Genomic DNA, 26,269 nt, shown 5'->3' on the forward strand with positions numbered 1-26,269 from the left:
CTATAAAAATTTCTTTTTTGTAAGGGTATGGAGTGAAAAAGGATGTGAATAACTTAATGATACTTGAAATAGAAAAGATGTTAATATACAATACCATAGTAGGGTATAAAATTTGTTGTTTTACATTATGAAAGAAATGAGCACAAAGGAGTATGTAATAATGAATGCAGTAATTTCAAAGAAAGAAACAATCATCTCATATACGATTGCTATTTTATTTATTTTAGCCATGGTAACAGCGGGTGTGTTATTAAATGATCCGGAAGTTATTCTGCCGGAAATAGCAGCGATGGCAATTGCTTTATGGGCGTATCGTGAGCCAGGATGGTTAAGGCAACCAGAAAAAATCTTCATTGCACCTTCAATAACAGCTGTGATTGGTTTTATGGTGAATCAAATGGATATTGCTTATTTAGGGAAAGTAAGTTTAACGCTTGTATTCATGATGCTTTTTTTACGTGTAATTCAATCCAATTTAGCACCATCTATTGCGACAGGTTTATTACCATTAGTAACAAATGCGACGGAATGGTCATTTGTTATCGCGGTATTCGCTTTAACATTTATTTTAATGGTTGGTGTTCTTATATTTAAATTGAATAACGGTATTAAGCGAAAAGTGCAAATACAGTATAAATATATGACTGTATTTCTCATACTAAATTTCGTATGGATTAGTTTATGTTGGATAACTGGTTATGAACAATTAGCAGTTATTCCACCAATATTAGTTGTTGTATATGAATCACTTCAAAAGCCGATGTACAATGAAAAAATGGCTTTTAAACAAATAGTAGTATTAACTACATCTGCAACTGTTGGAACAATATTGTACTTTGCGATTGATTCATGGATTGTAGTCACTTTATTAAATATGATATTAATGCTTATTTTATTAAAAATTGTTGGTGTACGTATTCCAGCAGTGTATGCATTTCCATTATTGCCGCTCGTATTTCCAGATGGAATGATAAAGATGTTACCAGTAGCTTCATTTGTCGCGGGAGTATTTTTATTTGGTGCAGTACTACTGTATAAAAAGTGGGAGATGAAGCAAAAAGGCATGGCAATGTAGATAGAGTAAAGATAGCTTTTAATTAGTAAAATAAATAGACACCTGTGAGTGTCTATTTATTTTATGGAAAATTTAGTTTAATTCATTTAAGTAATGAACAAGTTCTGATGCTTTAGAGAAAAATGGGGAATGATCAGCTTCTAAAGTAATAATTTTCTTGCAAGCTGTTTCTGTATTCATTCGGCGCTGAAAATCAATTGGAATCGCCCTATCTAGAGTCGTTTCAATATAAATGCGATCTATGGCTCCAAAGTTTTCTTCAGATATTTTCAGCTCTTGTTGGAAGGGTCCTAGTGGTTGAGGACGCATTTGATTAAATGATGCTTCTTTAATAGAACCGTCTTCTGTAGCATTTAAAAATGTTTGTTCAATTAGATTAGGTATAAGTTCAGCAGTCAAGTCATTTTCATTTATAGTGAATTGCGGGCCATCTTCTCCGTCTAATTTACTACCAAGACTTTCTCCATTTCGTGGTAAGAAAGCACAAAGATATACTAATTTATCGATTTTATTTGGTATAAGTTCAGCAGTTTGAGTAATAACGATTCCACCCATACTATGTCCAACAAGAATAACCTTTTCATTTTGTTGATTTATATTAGCTGTTACTGCATCAACATAGGAATCTAACGTTATATTTTGTGAAGGAGTTGTATCTTTCCCACTTCCAGGTAAGTCTAGTGTAATAACAGTGTGACCTAAAGCCTCTAGTTGAGGTTTTACTAATTCCCATGCCCATTCACCTTGCCATGCTCCATGTACTAAAATGTAAGTACTCATTTAATCAACACTCCTCTAGGGTATATAAGTTTCATCTATTTGTAATATTGATGATGTATACTCAGTGTAAATGAAGTGGTTTCATAAATATAATGAAGGTTATTTATAGATGATATAAATATATTTTATATAAGGAGAACAGAATGAATGTTTTTGATTTTAAAGTCTTTACATATGTGGCTCGTTTAAATAGTATTAGTCTGGCAGCAAAGGAATTACATATGACACAGCCAGCAATAACACATATTATTAACAAATTAGAGAAACGATATGCTATAACGTTATTTGATCGCTCTAGACAAGGAACGATTCTAACTGAAAATGGCAAAGAATTTTTAGTTGGTGTGAATCGACTTCTAATGGAGTATGAAAAACTTGAGGAAACAGCTTTCCAGTTGAAGAATAAAAGCTTGTATAAAATTGTACTAGCTACGTATCCTTCCGTTACTGTATATTGTTTGGCGGAGTGTATTCAACTAGGGAATATTGATCATAGTCAATATGTACTTGCAGTTCGAGAAGGAAGCTATCAAGAAGTGTTAGATTGGCTATCATCAGGTAGTGCAGATTTTTCTATTTCTATAAAAGAAAATTTAATACAAGGATTTCATTATGATGTCATTGGTGAAGATCCGTATGTTATGGTTTCTTCAAAAAAAGTTCCGCCTAACCTTACTATTAATGATATAAAAAATTATCCTTTTATTATGCCGCTTTCTGGTTGCAAAGAAGTGCTCGAACCGTATTTGATGAAAAATGAAATAACAGTTAATAAAGTGATGGAGTCAGAATCAATTAGTTCAGCATTAGCACTTACTATACAAGTTAATGGTATAACAATCGTTCCGTTATCAGGACTACATAAGCAAATTATTCATGACTTCATTGTACAGCCGATAGAAATTACAATTCCACGACAACTTATTATGCAATGGTCACCTAAAAAAGAGAATGACCCGCTGTTTCTCGCGTTTGTTAAGAATTTATTAGCTCAACTACAGCAAAAGAAAAAATGAATATAATATTACAAAAGATAAGCTCATTTCACTAGAGCTTATCTTTTGTATGTATTACCAATAAAGAGCAGTATCATAAAATCCGATTAAAATAAGGAGAAAACCAGCTATACGCTGAATGCTATTTCCTATTTTCCTGCTCTTCTTCAGTAATGCCCCGTTTAATCCCAGATAGGAGATGAAGGACATTAATACGACGATAGGAAGAGCAGTTCCTATCGAAAAGAACGTTGGAAACAAGTAACCATAATTATATGATAAAGATAAAGGGATTAACGTTCCAAAAAATAGAACGAACATAGTCGGACAAAAAGCTAAGGAAAAGAAGAATCCAAGTAAAAATGAGCCAACTTCATTTTGTTCTCGTATAAATTTGATTGAGAAGAAGTTTCTTGCTTTTATAATACCTGCCAACATTAACCCCATTAAAATTAATAGGGGTCCCATCATTTTTCGTAACCATGGGAAATACAAAGTTAATATTTGCTGAATCTCTTTTCCTAAAAACCATACTAATAGTCCAAGTATCGTAAAAGCCATTATTTTTCCTAAAATGAATAACAGTAGATGTTTCCATACATGTCCCTTTTGTAAAGATTGAGTGCTATAAAGTGTAATAGCACTAATGTTTCCTGTTAATTGGCAAGGAGCAAGGGTACCTACTATGCCTAATAAAAACGAAAATAAAAGAGGTACAGATTTCGTAGTATTCGCGGCATCCATTAAAGGAGACATGAGTTGATAGCTCCATTCACTTATTGTTGAAAACACGTTATATTCACCCTTCTACTTAAATTGGAATGTTCCTTCATTAGCAATCTGCTTCCACGTATTACCCTCATCTGTAGAGATGAACACATTTGATTTCATTGTAGCAAATACGATTTCAGCTGAATTTTGAGGGTTTTGTGAAATATACATAATTGCATCTTTAGAATCTAAAGGTGGAATTTGTATGTTTGTTTCTTCATTTGTAGCAATTGATTTCTTCGTTACGATTTGCTTATTAATAGGGGCGTAAATAACATCTTCATTACTTAATGTAATTGCGGTCGATTCAAGTGATTTAGAGAATAGTTCAAATGTATTTCCGTAATCTGTAGATAAGTAAACACCGTCTTTAGCACTTACCGCGACTACACTAGATTGATTCGGATGTACTGAAAAGGAATGAATCGTACTTGAAAGACCTTTTAACTTACTATTTTTCCATTCTTGTCCGTTGTTCGTACTGAAATAAAAACCTTGTTGTAATTCAGAATTAGGACGTTCGTTGTATAAATAAATTGCTTCCGTATTATATCCGACAGCAAGGTTATGAAAATCGGATTCTCCATAAAACGCTAGCTTTTCAAGGGTATTACCGCCATCAGAACTTTTCAATAATCCTAAAGGATTTTTTAAATTTGCACCTGGTTCAGGATGACCGCTGGCAAAGAACCCGTTCTTCGTTGCCTGAAAGCCCATATAATCATGTAGTCCAGTTTTAGTTTCAAGCCATTTTCCATTTTGATAAACTTTTATCCCGCTATGAGTGGCGATAGAAATCCCAGACATATTTCCTGCATAGCCAATTCCGTGAATGTGCTCGATTTTTCCAGATGTAATTTCTTTATAGAAGTCTTGCGGACTCGTATTTGCTGTTTCTATATTTTTTGGCTGAGATTGCACCGTTTCTTTTTTCACTGGTGCTGTTTCGACGTTGCTAGAACATCCTGAAATTATTAATAAAGAAGTAATTGCTAACCCTGTTGCTACATAATGTTTCAAAGTTATGGCTCCTTTCCTATATATGAGATTTTAAGTATATGGAATAAATATCAAGAAATTGTGGAGTGGTATGCATAATTTAGCGTGGAAGAGGCCCGAGTAATGAAAATTCTCCTTTCGCTATGAGTATAATTAATTGACGAAAAATTATAACAATAATAGAATAAATTGTATTGATGATTAGTTTCACAAGCATACATAGAACACTAGGGGGATTATTATGAAATCAACATTTTTTGCTCAAAATAGAGAAAGACTAACGAAAACATTACCTGATGAATCCGTTACGATTTTATTTGCGGGACAAGCACCGCATATGTCAGCTGATGCACATTATAAATTTGTACCGAATCGTAATTTTTACTACTTAACGGGAATCGATGAACCAAATGTTATTTTTATGCTGAAAAAGTTTGGGAATAGTGTAGAAGAGACACTTTTCATTGAAAAATCAGATCCAGTAATGGAAAAATGGGTTGGGAAGACAGTTTCTAGCGAAGAAGCAGAGGGAATTTCAGGTATAAAGAAAGTTTTATATTTAGATAGCTTTGAAAAAGCAGTATCAAATATACTCTTTACAGAAAATGCGAAGCATCTATATTTAGATATAGAACGTCGCGAGTGGAATGGTACGGAGACAAAAACATTAGCATTTGCTAAACATGTAAGAGAAAAATATCCACACGTAACAATTGGTAATGTATATCCGAACATTTGTGAATTACGAGTTTTTAAAACCGAGGAAGAAATTGAAATTATTAAAGAAGCGATTGCTATAACGAAAGACGGTATTTACAACGTACTTAAGCATGCAAAAGCAGACATGATGGAGTATGAATTAGAAGCTCAATTTGATTTTACACTGAAATCATCTGGCATTAAGCATCATGCGTTCAATACAATTTTGGCAAGTGGTAAAAATGCTACAGTTCTTCATTATGAAGATAATGATGCACAAATTCAAAATGGTGATTTAGTATTGCTAGATTTAGGTGCTCAAAAAGACTACTATAACGCTGATATTAGTTATACATTCCCGGCAAATGGAATATTCTCTAGTCGTCAAAAACAAATTTATAATATTGTATTAAAAGCATTAAAAGAAACAACAGAGATTATTAAGCCGGGATTAAAGTTCGCTGCATTAAATGAGCATACAAAAAAGGTACTGGCAGAAGAGTGTAAAGCAATTGGTTTAATTCAAGAAGATGAAGAGTTATCAAAATACTATTATCATGGTGTCAGCCATTTCCTTGGTTTAGATACACATGATGTAGGAACATATAAAGATAGAATGTTAGAAGAAGGTATGGTTATAACAATTGAACCTGGTCTTTATATTGAAGAAGAATCAATTGGAATTCGTATTGAAGATGACATTCTTGTAACGAAAGACGGGTATGAAAACTTGTCAAAAGATATCATTAGAGAAGTTGAAGAAATTGAAGAATTTATGAGTGTAAATAATGAACATGTAAAAGGAAACCAAGCTGTAGTTAAATAATAAAAGAGTCATCACTAATTTATTTGAACTTTATCTCGAATCGTGGACAATTAAAAAATCCATGATTCGGGATAGGGTTCTTTTCTTCGAAATACTAATCTTTAATTATTAATCCTAATAAAGTAGCAAACTGAACAGCTTGATATGTTGATACTTTACATCCTCTTAAATCGTTCACTGAAACTGTAAGTGTATCAAAGGTAGAAGAACTAATATCTATCCCCTTCAGTGATGTCTGATCAAAATTAGCTTCATCAAGACTACATAATTGGAATTCAACTTTTTTAAGTTTACAGTCAAAAAAATCTGCATTATTTAATGAAGTTTCATTAAATATAATTTTTTCTAGTTTAGAATTTCCAAATGCCGCTAAATTCAAAATTGAATTCTCAAATTTAACATTTCCTAAGCTAGATTCTGCAAAATTAACCCCGATTAATTTACTGTTTTTAAATTCGACTCTATGAACAGAAGAATTGCTTAAATTAACATTTGATAAATCGCAGTTTTCAAAACAAACATCTGTAATATCAATATTGCTAAAGTCTGTATTAGTGAATTTACAATTCTTTATCACTGCATCATACAATCGCACTCTATCTACAGATTCATTTTCGAAAGTGGAGTCTATAATTTCACACACTTCTAATGTTGGATCTTCTTCATAAAAAATATCTTGAAAATTCTTTGAAGATAACTCTGGTGAAATTTTTGGTCTATCAATTTTCATCGTATATCAATCCTCTTCTATTTGATATATTTGTGTAATTTGAGTCCATTGTCTGTAAAGAACATTAGTTCTTATTATACAAAAATCTAAGTTCTTTTGTGAAGAGCATTTTAGCTACATTTTTCTTATTTAATAATAGCAGTGTTATTGTTTCTTAAGAAATAACGTCAAAACAAATACGAGAACGGCTAATATAGTCGCTACAAGGAAAGCATTTTGTATTTCTAAAATATTCGCCTCTTGTAATGTCTCCGCTTTTAGTAATCTTCCAATTAGCTTACGTAAGATCTAATTACATCTCCTTATTTTCTTGAAAATCAACTTCTATAATGATTTTGAAAAAGAAAAAGGGGTGATTTTCCATGAAGCGATTTGTATTAGCAGCCATTACAGTCTCTGTAATATTTTTAATTGCTGCCTGTTCTGTGACGACAAATACAACAAATGATCATAAAAATATGAATGATAAAAAAACACTACAGACTGAAACAGCTACAACACCATTGAAGGTTGAAAAAGGACCAGAAGTTACTTTAATAGCGAAAGAAGAAAAGCAAAAATTAAGTAACGGTGTTATTGTTCCAGTCTGGACATTTAATGGCTCATCTCCTGGTTCAGAAATTCGGGTGAAAAAAGGTGAAAAGGTGAAAGTGACATTAAAAAATGAATTATCTGCACCAGTATCTATTCATTGGCATGGATATCCTGTCCCAAATAACATGGATGGAATTCCAGGCGTGACACAAGATGCAGTTGAACCAGGAAAAAGTTTCACTTACGAATTTGAAGCGAACGTACCAGGAACGTACTGGTATCACTCGCATCAAGATTCTGTAAATCAATTAGATAGAGGTTTGTATGGAGCGCTCATTGTAGAAGATACAAAGGAAAAATATGATAAAGATTACACATTAATGTTGGATGAATGGGTTACAGATAAAGAAGAAATTAATAAGCAGTTAAAAGAAATGACAAAAGGGCAAATAGGTAATAAATCTAAAGGTAATGAAAATCGGGAAAAGAATGATGATAAGAACGGCATGGATCATTCTGATATGAACATGGGCAGTGATAAAAAAGACTCTAGTAAAATGGAAGGAATGGACCATGGAAATATGAAGATGGAAGGTCATGATATGAGTATGTACGATTTATTCACAATCAATGGAAAAAGCGGTGATTTAGTAGCGCCATTAAAAGTGAATAAGGGAGATAACGTTCGTCTTAGACTCGTCAATGCTGGTTATCTATCACATGATATACATGTTCATGGCCATGATATAAAAGTAATTGCGACAGATGGTCAACCAATAAACGATCCAAAAGTTATAAAGGATAAAGTAATTTCAATCGCACCGGGTGAACGTTATGATATTGAATTTACTGCTAATAATCCTGGGAAATGGTATGTTGAAGACCATTCAAAAAATAAAGGTGCAAAAGGAATGAAAGCTGTTATTGAGTATGATGGCAGCAAAGAGATGAAAGATAAAGCAGACGAAAAAGAAAAATTACCGAAAGTAGATATAATGAAATCTGGTACTAAAAAATTAGGTAGTTTCACATTAAATCAAGAGTATACTGCCACATATAATATGGACTTAAATACGCAAATGAATGGAAATGAAATGGTATATACAATTAACGGAAAGGTATTTCCGGATATTGACCCAATTCAAGTGAAAAAGGGTGATTTAGTAAAAGTGAAGTTGGTAAATCGTTCTAAAATGGATGATCACCCAATGCATTTACACGGACACTTTTTCCAGGTGTTGAGTAAAGATGGAAAACCGATAGAAGGTTCTCCAATTGTAAAAGATACATTGAACTTAAAACCGGGTGAAGAATATGAAGTAGCCTTTGTAGCAGACAATCCGGGTAAGTGGATGTTCCATTGTCACGATTTACACCATGCTTCAGCAGGGATGGTAACGGAAGTGAACTATACAGATTATAAATCTGACTATGTTCCAAACCAAAACATTCCTAATAAGCCAGAATAATAGGAAGCAGTTATCCTTTGGATAGCTGCTTATTCATTTTTGTTGCAAGTACTAATGTATGTGTTGATCATGCCCGGATGAAGGTGAGGGAGTATGATCTGGGAATGTCGCGAATACGGCAACGATAATTACTACACTAATTGAAAGTAATAACAAAAAACGCTGTTGGATAAAAGTAGAAAAGTTCTCCGATAATAATTGAATCACACAGGACATAGTAATCGTTATAGTAAGTAAGAGGCTAATGAACAATATATTATGAGCTTGTTGAGCGTTTAACATTTCTGTAATCATTGCTCCCATCATACTTGCCATTAATCCAGAGAACATTCCTTCTAAAGCAGTATATAGGTGAAAACGTAGACCGATTAAGAAACCGATAAAACCACTAATTAAAATAGCAAGCAAAGTAGAATATAGTAATTCCCCCTTAAAGAGAATGCCTAAGTAAAAACCAATACTTAAACCGATACTCATACTAAAAGACATAATAAATACCATATACTCCATTAGGGTACCCTTACGTTTAGAAATATAGGATGTAATAAGAATCGAGGTACAGCAAAGTGTTAAGGTAGTTAACGTATAAGCAAACATTATGATACCTCCTTGTCCTATCGTTCATTTCATCATATGTTTATATGGAGGGTACTTATGCTTATTAATATCTGCATATTATCTGCACAATTTCATAGATGTAAGCAAAGGAACGCTTGATTTTTTAGGGCGTCTTTTTTAATTATAAGCATGTGAAAGAAATTGTTATATTATGAGTTTCTATTGTGAAGCCATAAAGAATAAGCGTATAATATTATAGGTCTCCCATTTGCGAGACAAACCGCGAATGATAAATAAGATTGTTGTTTTATCATCGCTTCTAAACATATAGACAATGAAAGTAACACTGGAATACAGATAGGGAGTTATAAAATGAAATTAATTATTGCCGAGAAACCAGATCAAGGGTTGGCTCTTGTTTCACAGTTTAAATATCGCCGGAAAGATGGATATTTAGAGGTAGAAGCGAATGAGTTATTTCCAAATGGAGCGTACTGTACATGGGCAATTGGTCATTTGACGCAGTTATGTAATCCAGAGCATTATCACGCAGAGTGGAAAAAATGGTCACTTAATACATTACCGATGATTCCAGAACGTTTTCAATTTGAAGTAACAAAGTCAAAGTATAAGCAATTTAACGTTGTGAAACAGCTGTTACATAATCCACAGGTAACAGAAATCATTCACGCAGGAGATGCTGGTCGTGAAGGGGAACTGATCGTACGAAATATTATTAATCTTTGTAACGTGCAAAAGCCGATGAAACGTCTATGGATTTCATCTTTAACGAAGCAAGCTATTTACCAAGGATTTAAAAATCTACTTGATGAATCAGATACAATTAATACGTATTACGAAGCATACACAAGATCTTGCGCTGACTGGGTTGTTGGTATGAATGCATCACGTGTCTTTAGTATTTTGTTAAAGAAAAAAGGAATGAATGATGTATTTTCTGCTGGTCGTGTCCAAACACCAACGTTAGCATTGATTGTAAAGCGAGAGAAAGAAATTGAAAACTTTAAGTCAGAGCCTTTCTGGGAAGTGTTTGCAACCTTTAATATAGAAGGAAAGAAATATGACGGAAAATGGGAAAAGGATAATGAATCCCGCTTAAAAGATCCTGATATGGCGAATAAAATTGCGGCATTTTGCCAAGGGAAACCGGCTGTTGTGAAGGAAATGAAAACGGAGCGTAAAGAGTTTCAGCCGCCGCTTTTATTTAACTTATCATCACTGCAAGCAACGGCAAATAAAGCCTTTAAGTTTTCACCGAAAAAGACGCTTGATATAACGCAAGCACTATATCAAAAAGGGATTGTTTCTTATCCACGTTCAGATTCTAACTATGTTACACAAGGAGAAGCAGCGACGTTCCCTGATATTTTACAGAAGTTAAGTCAGTTTGATGAATATAAAGGCTTATTACCGGCTCCGGTTGAATCCATTATGAATAACAAGCGTTATGTAAATGAAAAGAAAGTAACAGATCACTACGCAATTATTCCGACAGAGCAAGTTACAAACCCAAGCAGACTATCAGGTGATGAAAAGAAAATATACGATATGATCGTAAGAAGGCTTATTGCAGCTCATTATGAAGTTGCAATCTTTGACTATACAACGATTGTAACGCTTGTAGATGAACGTGCTGAATTCATTTCAAAAGGAAAACAGCAAATTCAAGAAGGTTGGCGTAAAGTTATTTTCCAAGACGATAAAGATGACGAAACCATTCTTCCAATTGTAGCTGAAGGCGAAGAAGGAAAAGTTGTAAAGGTGAAAGTGAAAGAAGGAAAAACACAGCCACCGAAGCGCTATACAGAAGGACAACTTATTACGTTAATGAAAACAGCTGGTAAGTATTTAGAGAATGAAGAGCTGGAGAAAGTATTAAAGAAAACAGAAGGTTTAGGTACGGAAGCGACTCGCGCAGGTATTATTACGATGCTGAAAGACCGTAAGTATATAGATGTAAAGAAAAACCAAGTGTATGCGACTGATAAAGGAAAAGTATTAATTACCGCAATTGGTGATAAAATACTAGCTTCACCGGAAATGACTGCGAAATGGGAACAACGTCTTGCGGAAATTGGTGAAGGTACAGCTTCACCAGCTACATTTATGGAACAGACGAAAAAGCTATCAGCTAAAATTATTGAAGACGCAGTGGAAATGTCTGAGAAGTGGGATTTCACGGGACTACATGTTGAATCGATTGAACGGAAAGGATCGAAATTTACAACGGGTAAAAAGGTTGGTAGCTGTAAAAAATGTGATGGTGATGTAATTGATAAGTCAACGTTTTACGGTTGTTCTAACTATAATACAACGCAATGTGATTTCACCATTTCAAAGAAGATATTAAGTAAAACAATTTCGCAAAAGAATATGACAAAGCTCTTAAAAGGTGAAAAGACTGATTTAATTAAAGGCTTTAAAAAGGGCGAGAAAACGTTTGATGCGAAATTAGAGTGGAAAGATAATAAGATTAATTTTGTATTTGAGAATTAATTTGTTAAAAGAGCATGACATAAAACTGTCATGCTCTTTTGTTATTCTTTTATTTAAAATTTAACGATAAAAAAAATCCTTTAAATAATAATTTTTTATTGTAAAACGATAAATTTTGTATTAAAATCAAAATCATAATAAATGAGTGAGGTGCTTTTGTTAAAAGGTAACAACCTTATTTTTAAAATTAGAGGAGGTATAACTATGAACATTAACAATTTGATTGTTAAAAATATGGATAACCCCCATGAGTTGGAGAAGATGTATAGAAAAGATCCGAAAGCTTTTAAAAAAGCATTCTCACAAGCATGGGACCAAAACCCTGATTCTCAGGTTCTAGGTGCTTGGTATGAAAGGTTGCATTTCAAGGAGAAAGTAAATAAAGAAAAAACATCTTTGTTTCAAAAAGGTTTCTTATTCATGGGCCTTTTAGCTATTCTGGCCGGCATAAGCACCAGGGTCATTTTCCACTTTGTCGAACAGGAAGCAATTGCTCCAATTAACTTGGCTTTTGGTGTAATTCCCTTTATTGCTGCTTATTTTGTTTACAATAATACTCCCAAAAAAAGTATTATTTATTCCCTTGCAGCGTTGTTCCTAATTTCCGGGATGTATCTTAATACGTTGCCATTAAATTATAAAGACAGTACCATTCTTGCTTATTTACATCTTCCTATATTTTTATGGGTCTTAGTAGGGCTTGCGTTTACAGGAAATGAATATTCAAAAGGCAGTACAAGATTAGCCTATATAAAATTTAATTTAGAATATTGTCTTCTCTACGCCAGCATGGCAGTGAGCGGAATGATACTAGCAGTATTCACCATGCGTTTATTTAGCTTTGTTGACTTAGATATAGGAGAATTCTATTTTAGTAATGTTGTTTTATTTGGAGCAGCGGCTCTCGCTATTGTGGCTGCATACTTAGTATCAATGAATCTTAAGCTTGCTAAAAATATTACACCATACATATCTAAAATTTTTAGTCCTCTCGTCCTGATCACGTTGCTTATCTATCTTATAACGGTAATTTGGGTCGGGAAAAATCCGTTCTTGGATCGCAATTTCCTAATGGCCTTCAACGGAATCCTCCTGGGTGTATTGGCTGTTACTATATTTTCTATCGTTGAAAGTGACTCGGACGAGAAAAAGAATATTTCAGATTATATAAATTTTCCCTTAATTGTTCTGGCGCTTATTATTGACACTGTCGCATTGTCAGCCATAGTATTTAGACTTTCTTCTTACGGGATTACACCTAATAGACTTGCTGTTTTAGGAGTAAACATAGTGATTTGGGCAAATCTCATTTGGATTATGTTTGCCTATATGCGTTTCTTGCAAAATAAATCAGGACCAAAAGCTATCCAAGATGCCGTTACGAAGTATTTGCCAATATACGGACTTTGGGCAGCTTTCGTTATATTTACGTTTCCTATCATTTTTAATTAGAAAGGATCTGTTAATGTAACGAAAAGTTAATTCTCTATAACATATAAAATTTTTAGAGCCGATCATTTTATAATTGGTATTATTAAGTTTGTAGTTTCGGTAATTTCATTTGTATTGATAAATAAGAAATAAGTGTTGTATGTAATCTTTCCATAATAAAAAACGTCCCAAAATGGGACGTTTTTTATTATGCGTACTGCCGTTTTTTCTTAATAAGCAACAAAACTTGTGAAACAAAAGCTAGTACCGGTAACTCAATCAACGGTCCAATAACGAGTGCAAGTGCGATAAGAGGCTCGTCTGGAAAAGCTGTTACAGCGATAGCGAGTGCAACAGGTGAGTTTCTTGCTAACGTTGTTAAGCTTAGACTTACTGTATCTTTGTAAGATAAATGCATGATGCGCCCGATAAATTGTCCTAGTAAGAAATTAATGATGAAGAACAATAGAACAGGAACGAGTAATAATAAAACGACATTCATATTTTGAAGTAAATATTTACCTTGTGATGCAAACATCGCTACTATTGCTAAACTTAAAAATACAATTTGAGCAGAGCTGAAAAACGGAATGAGTTTATTCTCGAGAGTTTCAGCTTTTTTCATTTTATTCATAATGAATTTTGTAGCGTGTGCAAGTATAAATGGTAAGACGATTACGATAACAATACTTTCTACTAAAACAGAAACCGCTACAGTTTTCATGACACCAGCAAATAAAAATAAATAAATTGGAAGGAGTAGTACTTGCAAAATTAAATTTACAGGTAAAATTGCAGTAGAAAGTGCTACATTTCCTTTCGCTATTTCAGTAAAGATTAAGTACCAATCTGTGCATGGAGTAACCATTAACATTATAAATCCAACCCAAAGTGCTGGATGATCTGAAAGAAATAGTGCTCCTAATCCCCAAGCGAGTATAGGTGTCCATAAGAAGTTAATAGTAAGACTTGTTCCAGCAAATTTTAAATTACGAAATCCGTTTTTTATTTCTTTTAATGGGATGCTGAGGAATAATCCATATAGCATGAAAAATAAGAAGGGGACAATAAACTGGTCTGAATACGTATGTATCATATTAAATTGTCCGAGTACGATGCCGCATGTAACAGCAAAAAGAATAATAAAAGTTTGAATCTTTTCTATAGTGCTCATGAATAAATCCTTTCTATATATGAATTTTCCTCTCTAAGTTTATTATACAAGTAATAAAGATGTATTTGGTGTTCAATTGTATTTTAGTTAATATTTTTAAATTGAGATTTTATTTTTTATTAAAAGTTACTTGAATAAAGTAAGTGACTATATTACAATCACTTACATAAGGTAATTAAATAACAAAAAGTTTTGATAGCTTAACTTAAGGTATCTATTGGAACTTTTTCTTAGAATAAGAATTTTTATGATGATGAATAATGAATATGAAAAGAAAGATTAGGTGAAGAAAATGGGACTATTTAGCTCATTATTTGGTAAAAAAGAAGAAAATACGAATGTAGAGGGGAATAAAAAAATGTCAAAAGTATTATTTGTAAAAGCAAACGATCGTCCAGCGGAGCAAGCAGTTAGTTCAAAAATGTATGAAACATTTGTAAGTACTTATAAAGAAGCAAATCCAAATACAGAAATTACGGAATTAGATTTATTTGCATTAGATCTTCCTTATTACGGAAATATCGCGATTTCAGGTGGATATAAACGTAGCCAAGGCATGGAGTTAACAGCTGAAGAAGAGAAGGCAGTTGCTACAGTAGATCAATATTTAAATCAGTTTTTAGAAGCTGATAAGGTTGTATTTGCATTCCCATTATGGAACTTTACAGTACCAGCACCATTAATCACATATATTTCATACTTATCTCAAGCTGGAAAAACGTTTAAATATACAGCAAATGGCCCAGAAGGTTTAGTTGGTGGTAAAAAAGTAGTTGTGTTAGGTGCTCGTGGTTCAGATTACTCTTCAGAGCAAATGGCTCCTATGGAAATGGCAGTTAATTACGTAACAACTGTACTTGGATTCTGGGGAATTACAAATCCAGAGACAGTTGTAATTGAAGGGCACAATCAATATCCAGATCGTTCACAACAAATTGTTGAAGAAGGTCTAGAAAACGTTAAAAAAGTAGCAGCGAAATTTTAATTTATGATAGTAAATCGAAAAACCAACATGGATGACCGTGTTGGTTTTTCAGTCTATTTTTCATGTTAAAAAATGTATATTTATAAAATAAAAGAAAAGTTCGAAAATAGTATTGCAAAATATTATATAGCAAACTATAATGAGTTCAAGAATAGTTGATACTTAAATTAAATATTCAGAAAATTCAATTAGTTAAAATTGGAAAATGAGATAAGGAAATTTGAATGGGGGTTATATTATGGCGAATAAAGTACCGTTTTCGTTCATAGTAGTTATTGGATTAATGTTATTTGCACTATTTTTTGGAGCAGGAAATTTAATTTTCCCAGCGATGCTTGGTCAATCAGCAGGAGAGAATGTATGGATTGCTAACGCTGGATTTTTAGTAACTGGTGTTGGATTACCATTACTAGGTGTACTAGCATTTGGTTTTTCAGGTAAAGATGATTTACAGTCATTAGCAAGTCGCGCTCACCCAGTGTTCGGGATTGTGTTTACAACAGTTTTATACTTAGCAATCGGTCCGTTATTTGCAATACCTAGAACAGGAAATGTTTCTTATGAAATTGGTCTTAAGCCGTTTATGCCAGAAGGAGTAGGTTCTACACCTTTAATTCTTTTCACAATTATATTCTTTAGTATCACTTGTTTTTTTTCGCTAAATCCCGCGAAAATTGTCGATATTGTTGGAAAAATCTTAACGCCAATTAAGTTGACTTTCATCGGTATTTTAGTAATCGTTGCCTTTATACATCCGATTGGAGATATGCAAGCACCAGTGGAAGCTTATACATCACATGCATTCTTTAAAGGATTCCAAGAAGGATACTTAACGATGGATACGCTTGCATCATTCGTATTCGGGATTATCATTATCAATGCTATTAAAGAAAAAGGTGCGAAAACGAAAACACAAATTATGGTCGTTTGTGCAAAAGCGACAATAATTGCAGCATCTATTTTAGCAATTATCTATACAGCTCTTTCTTATATGGGTGCTTCAAGTGTTGCAAAGCTTGGACATTTAGAAAACGGCGGAGAAGTATTAGCGAAAGTTTCTAACTACTATTTCGGATCATATGGCGGAGTATTATTAGGATTAATGATTACAGTAGCTTGTTTAACAACTAGTGTGGGACTTGTATCAGCATGTTCTTCATTCTTCCATAAGTTATTCCCAAATGTTCCTTACAAAGCAATTGCAATCACACTATGTGTATTTAGTGCAATTGTTGCAAACATAGGATTAACACAGTTAATCGCAGTTTCTGTTCCAGTATTAACAGCAATTTATCCACTAGCAATCGTATTGATTTTCTTAACATTCTTCCATTCATTATTCAAAGGAAGAGCTGAAGTTTATCAAGTGAGCTTAATCGTAACATTTATCATCAGCTTATTCGATGGATTAAGTGCAGCTGGAGTTAACATTGAAGTAGTAAGCCAAGTGTTCACTAAATTCCTTCCGATGCAGGAAGTAGGATTAGGCTGGATCTTCCCAGCGATTATCGGTGGATTTATCGGATATGGCATTAGCGTTGTAAAAGCAAAAAATCAAGTTCAACCAGCTAGTGCGAATAAGAAAATAGGTTAAATAAAAAAGTTATAGAACTTGTTTCTATAACTTTTTTTGTTACTATTGATAAGGATAGAAAAAATAAAGTAGTAGGGGAAATAAAATGAAAAAAACAATTGATCATATCGGCATCGCAGTTCGAGATATAGATAGTACGATACGTTTTTATGAAAATGTGTTACTAGGAACTTTAATAGATCGTTACGTAAGTGAAGCTCCTGGTGTGGAAAGCGAAGTGGCCATTCTTGAAGTGGATGGAGATAGAATTGAATTACTTGCACCGACGAATAATACGACATCTCCAATTGCCCGTTTTATTAAACAAAAAGGTAAAGGTGTTCATCACGTTGCGTATCGTGTCGATGATTTAGATGTGGCTCTAGAAGAGTTAAAAGAACAAGGCATTCGAACGTTAGAGCATACACTTCGAATTAATAAACACGGCAGAAGATTAATTTATCTTAACCCAGCGGATACTGAAGGAACGATTATCGAGTATTGTGATTATCCGGAAGAGAAATAGAAGAGGGATATTTTTTAAAAGGTGTTACGTAATAACGTAATACCTTTTTATTTATGTATTTCACATTTTCTTCACAAATGATTCACGATAACTTTTCTTCTTTGATAACTTACATAAATATATTTTATGATATAATAACAATCTACTTTAAAAATGTAAGTTGTATCTATCGTTATAGTTACTATTATATTGAAAGTTTGGAGGTGGAAGAGAAATAAAGAGTTATACTTTATAGAAATTTATATTTAACCAGGTTAATATTTCTACGGAGAATCAAACTTCGGAAGTTAAAGTAATGAAAATAGAGCGATGAGGAAGAAAGAAGTGAAATGAGCGTGAAAGTAATGAGAAGATTAGGGACATGGTTATTACTTGCGTGTGTGCTTATCATATTGATACCGAAAAGTGCATCTGCTCATGCGTACGTTGTGAAATCAAATCCTACTGAAAATGAAACATTGAAGAAAGCACCATCTGTTGTAAAAATCGAATTCGATGAGGACATACAAGTTTCAAGTTTTAATACATTGTACGTGAGAGATACATCAGGTAAAAGAGTCGATTTAAAAGATGCTCATATTGATAAAAAAAATAAAAAGCTATTAGAAGCTGGATTAAAAGACAATCTCAAAAATGGTCTTTACTCCATTCAGTGGAAAGTGATTTCAGCTGATGGACATCCAATTCAAGGAGTTATCCCGTTTCGGATTGGATTAGCGGAAGCGGAAACAGACGATATACAAGTGGAAGAGATGGGGTATGTCCCGCAAATCGATATGATTATGGAACGTGGGATTCTATATACGAGTTTCTCGCTATTTTTAGGAGTTCTCCTCTTTAATCTTATTATGTATAAAGGGAATGCAACCTCGGTTCGATCAAGGAGTAAGAACATAATATGGATCTCCTTATTTGGGATATTTATTAGCTTGTTATTCAACCTACCATTGCAAGCGAAAATAAATGCCGATGTTTCGTGGCTAGAAGCATTCAACCCTTTACTATTAAAAGAAACATTACAGCTTTCTGTTTTTGGTTATATATGGATCACTCAAATGGTTCTCATTAGTACGCTTATAATTGTTACGTATTTTGCGGTGAAGCATGAGAAGTTTTCGTCGTTTAAAGTATGGAGTATTCCAATACTATTATTTATAGGGTTACTTGTTATGAAAGCATTTAATAGTCACGCATATGGTTTAAAGTTTAAAGACATTGCTGTCGTTATGGATTTTCTACATTTATTCGCAGCTTCATTATGGGCTGGTGGTTTATCATCTATTATTCTTCTTTTACGTAATGAGGATAACAAGTGGCATATGTATTGGGATATAATTAAGCGTTTTTCACCGTGGGCAACAGGTGCTGTCATCGTGATTTTAATAACAGGCCTTTTTAACAGTACATTTTTTATTCCAACAATCCACTCGTTATTTGATACGAAGTATGGATTGGCTTTATTAACAAAGATACTTTTATTCATTTTCATGGGGATATTGGGAATTATTCATTATATGAAAGGTAGAATGCGAGCGCAGCAAGGATTAGGAGCTACGGTGAAAGTAGAGTTTATCATTGGAATTATCATTTTCGTCATCGTAGCTTTTATGACAAACGTACAAACACCACCGATGCCTCCTACTGGACCTTTTACAGAGAGTAAGCAATTAGATAATGGATATGAACTTACGCTAAATGTAAGTCCGAATAAGGTAGGACAAAATAAATTCCATATTACACTAAAGGATGAAAAGGGACAGCCTATTACTGATATGGAACAAATGATATTGACGACTCAATCATTAGATATGAACATGGGAAAAGGTTCATTTAAAGTTTCAGTAGTTTCACCGGGAGAATATGAAGCAGAAGGTATGTATATTAACATGACAGGAAACTGGAATATACATGTTCATGGATTAACAAAATCTCTTGATAGTTTCGATACAGATTTTAAATTTATTGTCGGTGGCAGATAAAAAGAAGCTATGTATGAAAAGGAGCTAATAGAAAATGAAACGTATAAAAAAATTAGGAACAACAATGATCGCAACAATTATTGCAATGGGAATTTTTTCGTTACCTGTTAGTGCGCACGTCACTGTAAAACCAGCAACTTCTGATATTGGTTCTTGGGAGACTTATACGATAAAAGTACCAGTTGAAAAAAATGAAGCAACGACGAAAGTTACACTGAAAATACCGTCTGGAGTAGAGTTCCAACAGTATGAACCAGTCCCAGGATGGAAAGTTGAGGAGCAAAAAGATACAGCCGGAAAAGTTAAAACTGTAGTATGGGAAGCGACAGGAGAAGGGATTTTAACCGGCCAGTTCCAGCGATTTACTTTCGTCGCTAAAAATCCGGATAAAGAGCAAAAAATAGCTTGGGACGCATATCAACAATATAAAGACGGAGAAATTGTTGAATGGACAGGTGATGAAAAAGCTGAAAAACCGCATTCACTTACTACAATTGCAAAAGGTACGTCATTAACAGGAGAACATGGTGAAGTGTCTAGTATTGAAAAAAATGAGAGTACAAGTAATATGACAACGATAGCAATTGTCTTATCTATCTTAGCGATTGTATCGTCGGTAAGTGCGTGTGTTCTTGTAGTACGTCGTAAAAAGTAAGACGTAAGAAAGAGCCTACAAACAGTAGGCTCTTTCTTACGTTTATTTCATTTCAACTTGCTGCCTTACAGCAAGTGTTTTCGGTTTCATATTTACAAAACAAATACTCACAACAATAAATAATAGTCCGATGAATAAGCTAATGGTAATAGCCTCATGTAAGAAAATTGAACTTACAATAATAGCTATTAGTGGAATGAGGAAGGTATAAGCCCCAACTTTACTTGCTTCACCAGCTCCAACAAGTGTGAAGTATGCAAGCCACCCCATTGCAATAACAAAGAATGAAATAAAGAGAAGTACGCTAACAAATGGCATACTCCAAGCGATACTAGACCAGCTTTCAAACTCTGAACCAAATCCAATTAAGCAAAGGCCACCAATAATAAGCTGAAGTGTTACCATCCAAATGGCATTAACACGGTGACCAGTCTTCTTAATGAATACTGTGCCAAGTGCCCAGCCAATAGCGCATCCTAACGCGAGAAGGATTCCAATAACAGAAATATGTCCTGTTAAACTGCTTGAGCTAATAACGCCTACACCAATAAATCCGAGAACAAGCCCGAAAATTTTCAAGCCGTACATTGATTCTTCAAGCCATATCCACGAGAAAATACCGAGTAAAACTGGTTGTAGAAATACAATGGCGGAAAATAAACCAGCAGGCATATATTGAAGGCCGACAGTTTGTAATCCGTAAAATATAATGATGTTAAGTAAAGAAGAAATAACGTATAAATGCCACGTTTCTTTTAAATGTAACTCTTTGTATTTCGGTAATGCGAACAGGAGTAAAATAAATCCTCCAATTAAAGTTCGAACGCCTGCGAATAAAACAGGTGGTGTATAATGCAGGGCAAACTTTGATAAAGGCCAATTGATTCCCCACATGAAAACGAGAAAGGTAAGGATTATGGCCGTCTTAGTTCGAGAAAGCTGTGTCACTGAAAGACCTCCTTGTTGTTATTCATTTCACTATGATATGATATCGACTGTAATAAATAAAATGAATCTTTTTTATGAGGAGTATAAGTGATTAGTTATGACCATTACACAACTGCAAGTATTAATAAAAACTGTTGAGTTAGGTAGTTTTACGAAAGCTGCCAGGGTATTAAATATGACGCAGCCAGCTGTTAGTCATGCGATTTCAAGTATTGAGTCAGAGTTAGGAGTTACTATTCTTATACGTGATAAACGAAAAGGCCTCCTCGTTACGGATGTAGGAAACAGGATTCTTGTACATATTAGAGAGATTTTGAACGGTGTAGAGAAGATTGAACAAGAAGTTGCGATGGAGAAAGGACACGAAGTTGGGACGATTCGAATTGGTAGTTTTCCGAGTGCTTCTGCACATTTCTTACCCAAAATGATAAACCTTTTTAAGGAGAAGTATCCGAACTTAGAAGTAGTTCTTTGTGAAGGAACGATTAAAGAAGTTGAAGATTGGTTAGTATCGAGGGTTATTGATATAGGAATTGTTATTTTGCCTAATAAAGATATGGAGATTGTTCCATTAACGAAGGGGAAAATGGTTGCTATCTTAAGAGAGGATCATTCTCTCTGTAAGAAGGACTCTATTACAATTAGTGATTTAGAGAATGAACCAATCATATTATGTAAGGGCGGATACGAACCACCTATTATTGATATGTTTAAACAAGTAAATGTACCACTTCGGGCTGAGTATGTAATTTCGACAGTTACTACAGCTTTAAATATGATTCAAGAAGGATTAGGCATTGCAATATTAGCTGAATTATCTTTAACGAATTTACCAAAAAATGTGCAAACGAGAGAATTGGAACCACAAGTATGGAGAGAAATTGCTTTAGCTGTTCCTTCATTAAAGGATTCTTCAATCGCTGTGCAGCTATTTATTGAAGAATTTCAATCGCTATTTGCAGAATAAAAAGAGGTGTCTCATATGTCATAATGGGACACTTTTTAATTTACTTATAAAAAATCTATGAAAAGGATTGACTTATTTTTTAGTTGTAACTATAATGATTACATCTAGGTGGTGATTACGATGAAAATTAGTAGCCGCTTTTCCATAGCTGTTCATATTTTATCTATTTTGAAAAACAATCCATCTTCACTTTGTACTTCAGACTATATGGCTGAGAGTGTCAATACAAATCCAGTAGTCATTCGTAAAATCATGTCGTACTTGAAACAAGCTGGCTTTGTTTACGTAAATCGTGGACCGGGTGGCGCGGGATTACTAAAGGATTTACATCAAATCACATTGTTAGATGTGTATCATGCAGTGAACGTAGTCGAAGAAGACAAGCTATTTCATATTCACGAGCAACCGAATCCAGATTGTCCAATTGGGGCGAATATTCAAGCGGTGTTAGAAATTATTTTAATTCAAGCACAATCCGCGATGGAAGAAGTTTTGAGAAATATTACGATGGGGCAGTTGTTTGAAACTTTGCAAGAAAAAATGAATGCTTAAATAATATTTATATTTTTTTATCATTAATGTAACTGATTTGATTACAACGATAAGGTAAGGTGTAAAAGTTATGACTGTAAAAATGAAAGTATACTCAGATTTTATATGTCCGTTTTGTTTTTTAGCAAAAGGTTCATTAGATGAGGTAGCGAAAGAGAAAGATGTAGAGATTGAATGGATGCCATTTGAATTACGTCCAAGTCCATATTCAAAAATAGATCCATGGAATGAACCAGAAAAATTAGGTTCATGGGATGCTTTCATTCTTCCGACAGCGAAGAAGTTAGGAATTGATATGCGCTTGCCACGTGTTTCACCACATCCATATACACATTTAGCTTTCGAAGGATGTCAATTTGCGAAAGAACGTGGACTAGGTAATGAGTATCATCACCGCGTATTCACAGCATTTTTCCAAGAAGAGCAAAACATTGAAGATATTGATGTGTTAACAAAATTAGCGGTAGAAGTAGGACTTCCTGAGGCGGAATTTAAAGATGCTTTAGTAACTCGTAAATATAAAGAAAAGCATCAAGAAGCAATTCAACACGCATATGATGAAGCGAATATTATGGCTGTTCCAACTGTCATGATTGGAGATGAAGTCATTCAAGGGCTTGCTAGTAAAGAAACACTAGAAAGGGTCATTGATAAAGAAATTGAAAAGGATAAAACAAATTCATTTGAAGGTATGCAATGTAATACCGATGGATATTGCTAATTCGCTTGTTATGAAATAACAAAATAAATTATAAAACAAACATTTGGAGGAATTAAAATGTCAGCAACTACAACAAACTTAAAAGAAGCAATCGTGAACCGCCGTTCAATTCGTAAAGTAACAAAAAACGATGCAATTACGAAAGAAAGAATTGAAGAAGTGTTAAAAACAGCTTTACACGCACCAACATCTTTCAATATGCAAAGTGGTCGTATGGTTGTATTAATGGATGGAGAGCATGAAAAGTTTTGGGATATCGTTAAAGAAACACTAAGAGCCCGTGTACCAGCAGAAAACTTTGAAGCGACTGTAGAAAGACTAAAAGGTTTTCATGCAGGTGTAGGAACAGTTCTATTCTTTGAAGATCAAGCAACTGTAGAAAAAATGCAAGAAAATGCACCATTATATAAAGATCAGTTCCCATTCTGGTCTCATCAAGGAAATGCGATGTTACAACATACTGTGTGGATGCTATTATCTGCTGAAGGAATTGGGGCGTCATTACAACATTACAACCCAATCGTAGATGCTGAAGTGAAAGAAACTTGGAACATTCCGGCAGAGTGGAGCTTAGTAGGTCAAATGCCATTTGGTGAACCAAACGAACAACCAGCAGAAAGAACGTTCTTGCCTACTGAAGATGTAGTGAAATTTTATTAAGAAATACAATATGTAACGAGAAGGAAGCTGTGTTTAAAAACAGCTTCCTTTTTTGTAGTGGTGTTAATTTATGCGCATTTAGGGAAGAAATATAAGAAATAATACGGTGAGAAGGGAATTAGAAAAATGAATGATGAGAAAAAATATACAGTGGTAGGTACTGATGTTGAGGAAGTAAAGCGTTTAAATAAAAATTCAGGATTAACGTATAATCAAGTGAAAGAAATGTTAGCAAAGCAAATGCAAAAAAAGAAGTAATTAGATTGAAATCTTTCATTTTTTTATTTAGCATTTTGATTGGAGAGAGTTAAGTAAAAGGTAACTCTCTTTTTTGTATAGCTAAGCATCTTATAGAGTGGAGGAAGAAACATGAAGAAATGGGTAAAGGTAACGCTGTCTATCACTGGAGGCATTGTCTTATTAGCGTGTGCCGGCGGATATTACGTGTATAAAAATTATTTTCCAAAGGAACCTGAGCGTATTGTATATGATAAAGAAAGAGTGCTACAACCGATACATAATCAGCTTAAAGGAATCAATATAGAAAATGTAAAGATAAAAGAAAAAGAAGTCGTAAATGCGACTGTAGATGAGCTTCAAAAAATGATTGATGATGGAAAGTTGTCATATGAAGAATTAACGAGCATTTATCTCTTTAGAATACAAGAACATGATCAAAATGGAATAACATTAAATTCTATTACAGAGATAAATCCTAATGCGATGGAAGAAGCAAGAAAGTTAGATCAGGAGCGGGGTAGAAACAAAAATTCGAATTTATATGGTATTCCTGTCGTTGTAAAAGATAATGTACAGACGGAAAAAGTGATGCCGACTAGTGCAGGAACTTATGTATTAAAAGATTGGATTGCAGATCAAGACGCAACAATTGTGAAGCAGTTGAAAGAAGAAGGAGCATTTGTTTTAGGAAAAGCGAATATGTCTGAGTGGGCGAACTATTTATCTTTTACAATGCCAAGCGGGTATAGTGGGAAGAAAGGACAAAATTTAAACCCGTACGGTCCGATTACATTCGATACTTCAGGATCAAGTTCAGGATCTGCTACAGTAGTTGCGGCAGATTTTGCGCCGCTTGCAATTGGAACAGAAACGACGGGATCGATTGTTGCACCAGCGGCGCAGCAATCAGTAGTTGGGTTACGTCCATCTTTAGGTATGGTAAGTAGAACAGGAATTATTCCATTAGCTGAAACTCTTGATACAGCAGGACCTATGGCAAGAACAGTAAAAGATGCAGCAACGTTATTTAATGCAATGATAGGTTATGACGAAAAAGATGTTATGACAGAAAAAATGAAAGATAAAGAAAGAATTGATTATACAAAGGATTTATCAATAGATGGATTAAAAGGGAAAAAGATAGGGCTTCTTTTTTCTGTAGACCAACAAGATGAAAATAGAAAAACAGTAGCAGAAAAAATTAGAAAAGACCTTCAAGAGGCAGGTGCGATATTAGCTGATAATATCCAGTTAAGTGCTGAGGGTGTAGATAATTTGCAAACATTAGAATATGAGTTCAAGCATAATGTAAACGACTATTTTTCGCAGCAAAAAAATATACCGGTAAAATCGTTAGAAGAGATTATAGCGTTTAATAAAAAGGATAGTAAAAGACGAATAAAATACGGACAAACATTAATTGAGGGGTCTGAAAAATCTGCTATAACGAAAGAAGAGTTCGAAAACGTAGTACAAACGAGTCAAGCAAATGCAAAAAAAGAGCTAGATAGGTATTTAGTAGAAAAAAGTTTGGATGCTCTAGTTATGATTAATAACGATGAAGTTCTTCTATCAGCTGTAGCTGGTTATCCGGAATTAGCGGTTCCTGCTGGATATGATAAAAATGGAGAACCAATCGGTGTAGTGTTTGTAGGGAAACAGTTTGGTGAAAGAGAGCTTTTCAATATGGGATATGCGTATGAACAGCAGTCTAAAAATAGAAAATCACCTAGTATATAAAAAGATTATATGAAAAATAACTGGAGTCCACCGAAATATGTTGGTGGATTCCAGTTAAACGAATCTAACAATATGAAAAGAAAAAAAGGATTCTTCTCAATTAGTAAGAAAGATTGTCTATAGAAGTTCATAAAATGTAATATATTCAATTTCCATCCATTGAAG

The 26,269-nt window shown here is 33.9% G+C and carries 24 protein-coding genes; 17 read left to right on the forward strand and 7 right to left on the reverse strand.

Features of this window, described 5'->3' with window-relative positions; all coding sequences use genetic code 11:
- The first annotated feature begins 160 nt into the window (after positions 1–160).
- Positions 161–1,075 (forward strand): membrane protein, encoded by a 915-nt coding sequence (locus ACQRBL_RS09010; RefSeq protein ID WP_000994724.1) that lies wholly within the window; start codon positions 161–163, stop codon positions 1,073–1,075.
- A 72-nt stretch (positions 1,076–1,147) separates the two neighbouring features.
- Here ACQRBL_RS09010 and ACQRBL_RS09015 read toward each other — a convergent pair whose 3' ends face one another.
- Complete coding sequence (locus tag ACQRBL_RS09015) at positions 1,148–1,855, reverse strand: alpha/beta fold hydrolase (protein WP_023521695.1); 708 nt, start codon at positions 1,853–1,855, stop codon at positions 1,148–1,150.
- Positions 1,856–1,998: 143 nt separating this feature from the next.
- Between ACQRBL_RS09015 and ACQRBL_RS09020 the strand changes: the two genes are divergently transcribed.
- Entirely contained in the window at positions 1,999–2,871 is an 873-nt protein-coding gene (locus ACQRBL_RS09020; RefSeq protein ID WP_001100328.1) for a LysR family transcriptional regulator, read from the forward strand.
- 54 nt (positions 2,872–2,925) lie between these two features.
- Here ACQRBL_RS09020 and ACQRBL_RS09025 read toward each other — a convergent pair whose 3' ends face one another.
- Positions 2,926–3,642 carry a sulfite exporter TauE/SafE family protein gene (locus ACQRBL_RS09025; RefSeq protein ID WP_222592260.1) on the reverse strand — a complete coding sequence of 239 codons (717 nt, stop codon included), beginning with the start codon at positions 3,640–3,642 and terminating at the stop codon, positions 2,926–2,928.
- A gap of 15 nt (positions 3,643–3,657) precedes the next feature.
- Positions 3,658–4,641, reverse strand: coding sequence for a F510_1955 family glycosylhydrolase (locus ACQRBL_RS09030; protein WP_411995695.1), 984 nt, complete (start codon positions 4,639–4,641; stop codon positions 3,658–3,660).
- Positions 4,642–4,861: 220 nt separating this feature from the next.
- Between ACQRBL_RS09030 and ACQRBL_RS09035 the strand changes: the two genes are divergently transcribed.
- The gene (locus ACQRBL_RS09035) at positions 4,862–6,145 is read left to right on the forward strand and encodes an aminopeptidase P family protein (RefSeq protein WP_000842977.1); all 1,284 of its coding nucleotides are present in this window, start codon (positions 4,862–4,864) and stop codon (positions 6,143–6,145) included.
- 94 nt (positions 6,146–6,239) lie between these two features.
- Here the strand turns inward: ACQRBL_RS09035 and ACQRBL_RS09040 are convergent, their stop codons facing one another.
- Positions 6,240–6,875 (reverse strand): pentapeptide repeat-containing protein, encoded by a 636-nt coding sequence (locus tag ACQRBL_RS09040; protein WP_000687268.1) that lies wholly within the window; start codon positions 6,873–6,875, stop codon positions 6,240–6,242.
- 362 nt (positions 6,876–7,237) lie between these two features.
- Here ACQRBL_RS09040 and ACQRBL_RS09045 point away from each other — a divergent pair, with 362 nt between their 5' ends.
- Positions 7,238–8,878 (forward strand): multicopper oxidase family protein, encoded by a 1,641-nt coding sequence (locus ACQRBL_RS09045; RefSeq protein WP_411995694.1) that lies wholly within the window; start codon positions 7,238–7,240, stop codon positions 8,876–8,878.
- Positions 8,879–8,929: 51 nt separating this feature from the next.
- Here ACQRBL_RS09045 and ACQRBL_RS09050 read toward each other — a convergent pair whose 3' ends face one another.
- A complete protein-coding gene (locus ACQRBL_RS09050) occupies positions 8,930–9,475 on the reverse strand; it encodes a hypothetical protein (protein ID WP_000458538.1) in 546 nt (181 codons plus the stop codon).
- Positions 9,476–9,808: 333 nt separating this feature from the next.
- Here ACQRBL_RS09050 and topB point away from each other — a divergent pair, with 333 nt between their 5' ends.
- Together topB and ACQRBL_RS09060 are read left to right on the forward strand one after the other, a co-directional pair.
- Positions 9,809–11,953 (forward strand): DNA topoisomerase III, encoded by a 2,145-nt coding sequence (gene topB, locus ACQRBL_RS09055; RefSeq protein ID WP_000766771.1) that lies wholly within the window; start codon positions 9,809–9,811, stop codon positions 11,951–11,953.
- A gap of 204 nt (positions 11,954–12,157) precedes the next feature.
- Positions 12,158–13,405: a DUF4153 domain-containing protein gene (locus tag ACQRBL_RS09060; RefSeq protein ID WP_001024723.1), complete on the forward strand. Its 1,248-nt coding sequence runs from the start codon at positions 12,158–12,160 to the stop codon at positions 13,403–13,405.
- Between the two features lie 187 nt (positions 13,406–13,592).
- Here the strand turns inward: ACQRBL_RS09060 and ACQRBL_RS09065 are convergent, their stop codons facing one another.
- Positions 13,593–14,558 (reverse strand): arsenic resistance protein, encoded by a 966-nt coding sequence (locus tag ACQRBL_RS09065; RefSeq protein ID WP_411995693.1) that lies wholly within the window; start codon positions 14,556–14,558, stop codon positions 13,593–13,595.
- A gap of 292 nt (positions 14,559–14,850) precedes the next feature.
- Between ACQRBL_RS09065 and ACQRBL_RS09070 the strand changes: the two genes are divergently transcribed.
- The 5 genes from ACQRBL_RS09070 to ACQRBL_RS09090 all read left to right on the forward strand — a co-directional run bounded on the left by ACQRBL_RS09070 (position 14,851) and on the right by ACQRBL_RS09090 (position 20,276).
- The gene (locus tag ACQRBL_RS09070) at positions 14,851–15,543 is read left to right on the forward strand and encodes an FMN-dependent NADH-azoreductase (RefSeq protein WP_000522528.1); all 693 of its coding nucleotides are present in this window, start codon (positions 14,851–14,853) and stop codon (positions 15,541–15,543) included.
- A gap of 238 nt (positions 15,544–15,781) precedes the next feature.
- Positions 15,782–17,137 carry a branched-chain amino acid transport system II carrier protein gene (gene brnQ / locus ACQRBL_RS09075; protein ID WP_411995692.1) on the forward strand — a complete coding sequence of 452 codons (1,356 nt, stop codon included), beginning with the start codon at positions 15,782–15,784 and terminating at the stop codon, positions 17,135–17,137.
- 85 nt (positions 17,138–17,222) lie between these two features.
- Positions 17,223–17,642: a VOC family protein gene (locus ACQRBL_RS09080; RefSeq protein WP_000750850.1), complete on the forward strand. Its 420-nt coding sequence runs from the start codon at positions 17,223–17,225 to the stop codon at positions 17,640–17,642.
- Between the two features lie 329 nt (positions 17,643–17,971).
- Positions 17,972–19,621 carry a copper resistance CopC/CopD family protein gene (locus ACQRBL_RS09085; protein WP_043924647.1) on the forward strand — a complete coding sequence of 550 codons (1,650 nt, stop codon included), beginning with the start codon at positions 17,972–17,974 and terminating at the stop codon, positions 19,619–19,621.
- 34 nt (positions 19,622–19,655) lie between these two features.
- Positions 19,656–20,276, forward strand: coding sequence for a YcnI family protein (locus ACQRBL_RS09090; protein ID WP_000821382.1), 621 nt, complete (start codon positions 19,656–19,658; stop codon positions 20,274–20,276).
- 42 nt (positions 20,277–20,318) lie between these two features.
- On the opposite strand, the gene ACQRBL_RS09095 is transcribed toward ACQRBL_RS09090, so the two are convergent.
- The gene (locus ACQRBL_RS09095) at positions 20,319–21,224 is read right to left on the reverse strand and encodes a DMT family transporter (RefSeq protein WP_023521703.1); all 906 of its coding nucleotides are present in this window, start codon (positions 21,222–21,224) and stop codon (positions 20,319–20,321) included.
- Between the two features lie 97 nt (positions 21,225–21,321).
- Between ACQRBL_RS09095 and ACQRBL_RS09100 the strand changes: the two genes are divergently transcribed.
- The 6 genes from ACQRBL_RS09100 (at position 21,322) to ACQRBL_RS09125 (ending at position 26,104) form a co-directional block, all read left to right on the forward strand.
- Positions 21,322–22,191: a LysR family transcriptional regulator gene (locus ACQRBL_RS09100; protein ID WP_411995691.1), complete on the forward strand. Its 870-nt coding sequence runs from the start codon at positions 21,322–21,324 to the stop codon at positions 22,189–22,191.
- Positions 22,192–22,311: 120 nt separating this feature from the next.
- On the forward strand, positions 22,312–22,743 hold the full coding sequence (locus ACQRBL_RS09105; protein ID WP_065483208.1) for an Rrf2 family transcriptional regulator: 432 nt from the start codon (positions 22,312–22,314) through the stop codon (positions 22,741–22,743).
- A gap of 70 nt (positions 22,744–22,813) precedes the next feature.
- On the forward strand, positions 22,814–23,464 hold the full coding sequence (locus ACQRBL_RS09110) for a DsbA family oxidoreductase (protein WP_411995690.1): 651 nt from the start codon (positions 22,814–22,816) through the stop codon (positions 23,462–23,464).
- Positions 23,465–23,521: 57 nt separating this feature from the next.
- Positions 23,522–24,124 carry a nitroreductase family protein gene (locus tag ACQRBL_RS09115; RefSeq protein ID WP_001277021.1) on the forward strand — a complete coding sequence of 201 codons (603 nt, stop codon included), beginning with the start codon at positions 23,522–23,524 and terminating at the stop codon, positions 24,122–24,124.
- A gap of 126 nt (positions 24,125–24,250) precedes the next feature.
- Positions 24,251–24,382, forward strand: a complete 132-nt coding sequence (locus tag ACQRBL_RS09120) for a hypothetical protein (protein ID WP_000997344.1) — start codon at positions 24,251–24,253, stop codon at positions 24,380–24,382.
- Positions 24,383–24,493: 111 nt separating this feature from the next.
- On the forward strand, positions 24,494–26,104 hold the full coding sequence (locus ACQRBL_RS09125) for an amidase family protein (protein WP_023521705.1): 1,611 nt from the start codon (positions 24,494–24,496) through the stop codon (positions 26,102–26,104).
- Positions 26,105–26,269 lie beyond the last annotated feature (165 nt).

It is taken from the genome of Bacillus sp. AF62, assembly GCF_050312695.1.
Lineage (GTDB): Bacteria > Bacillota > Bacilli > Bacillales > Bacillaceae_G > Bacillus_A > Bacillus_A cereus.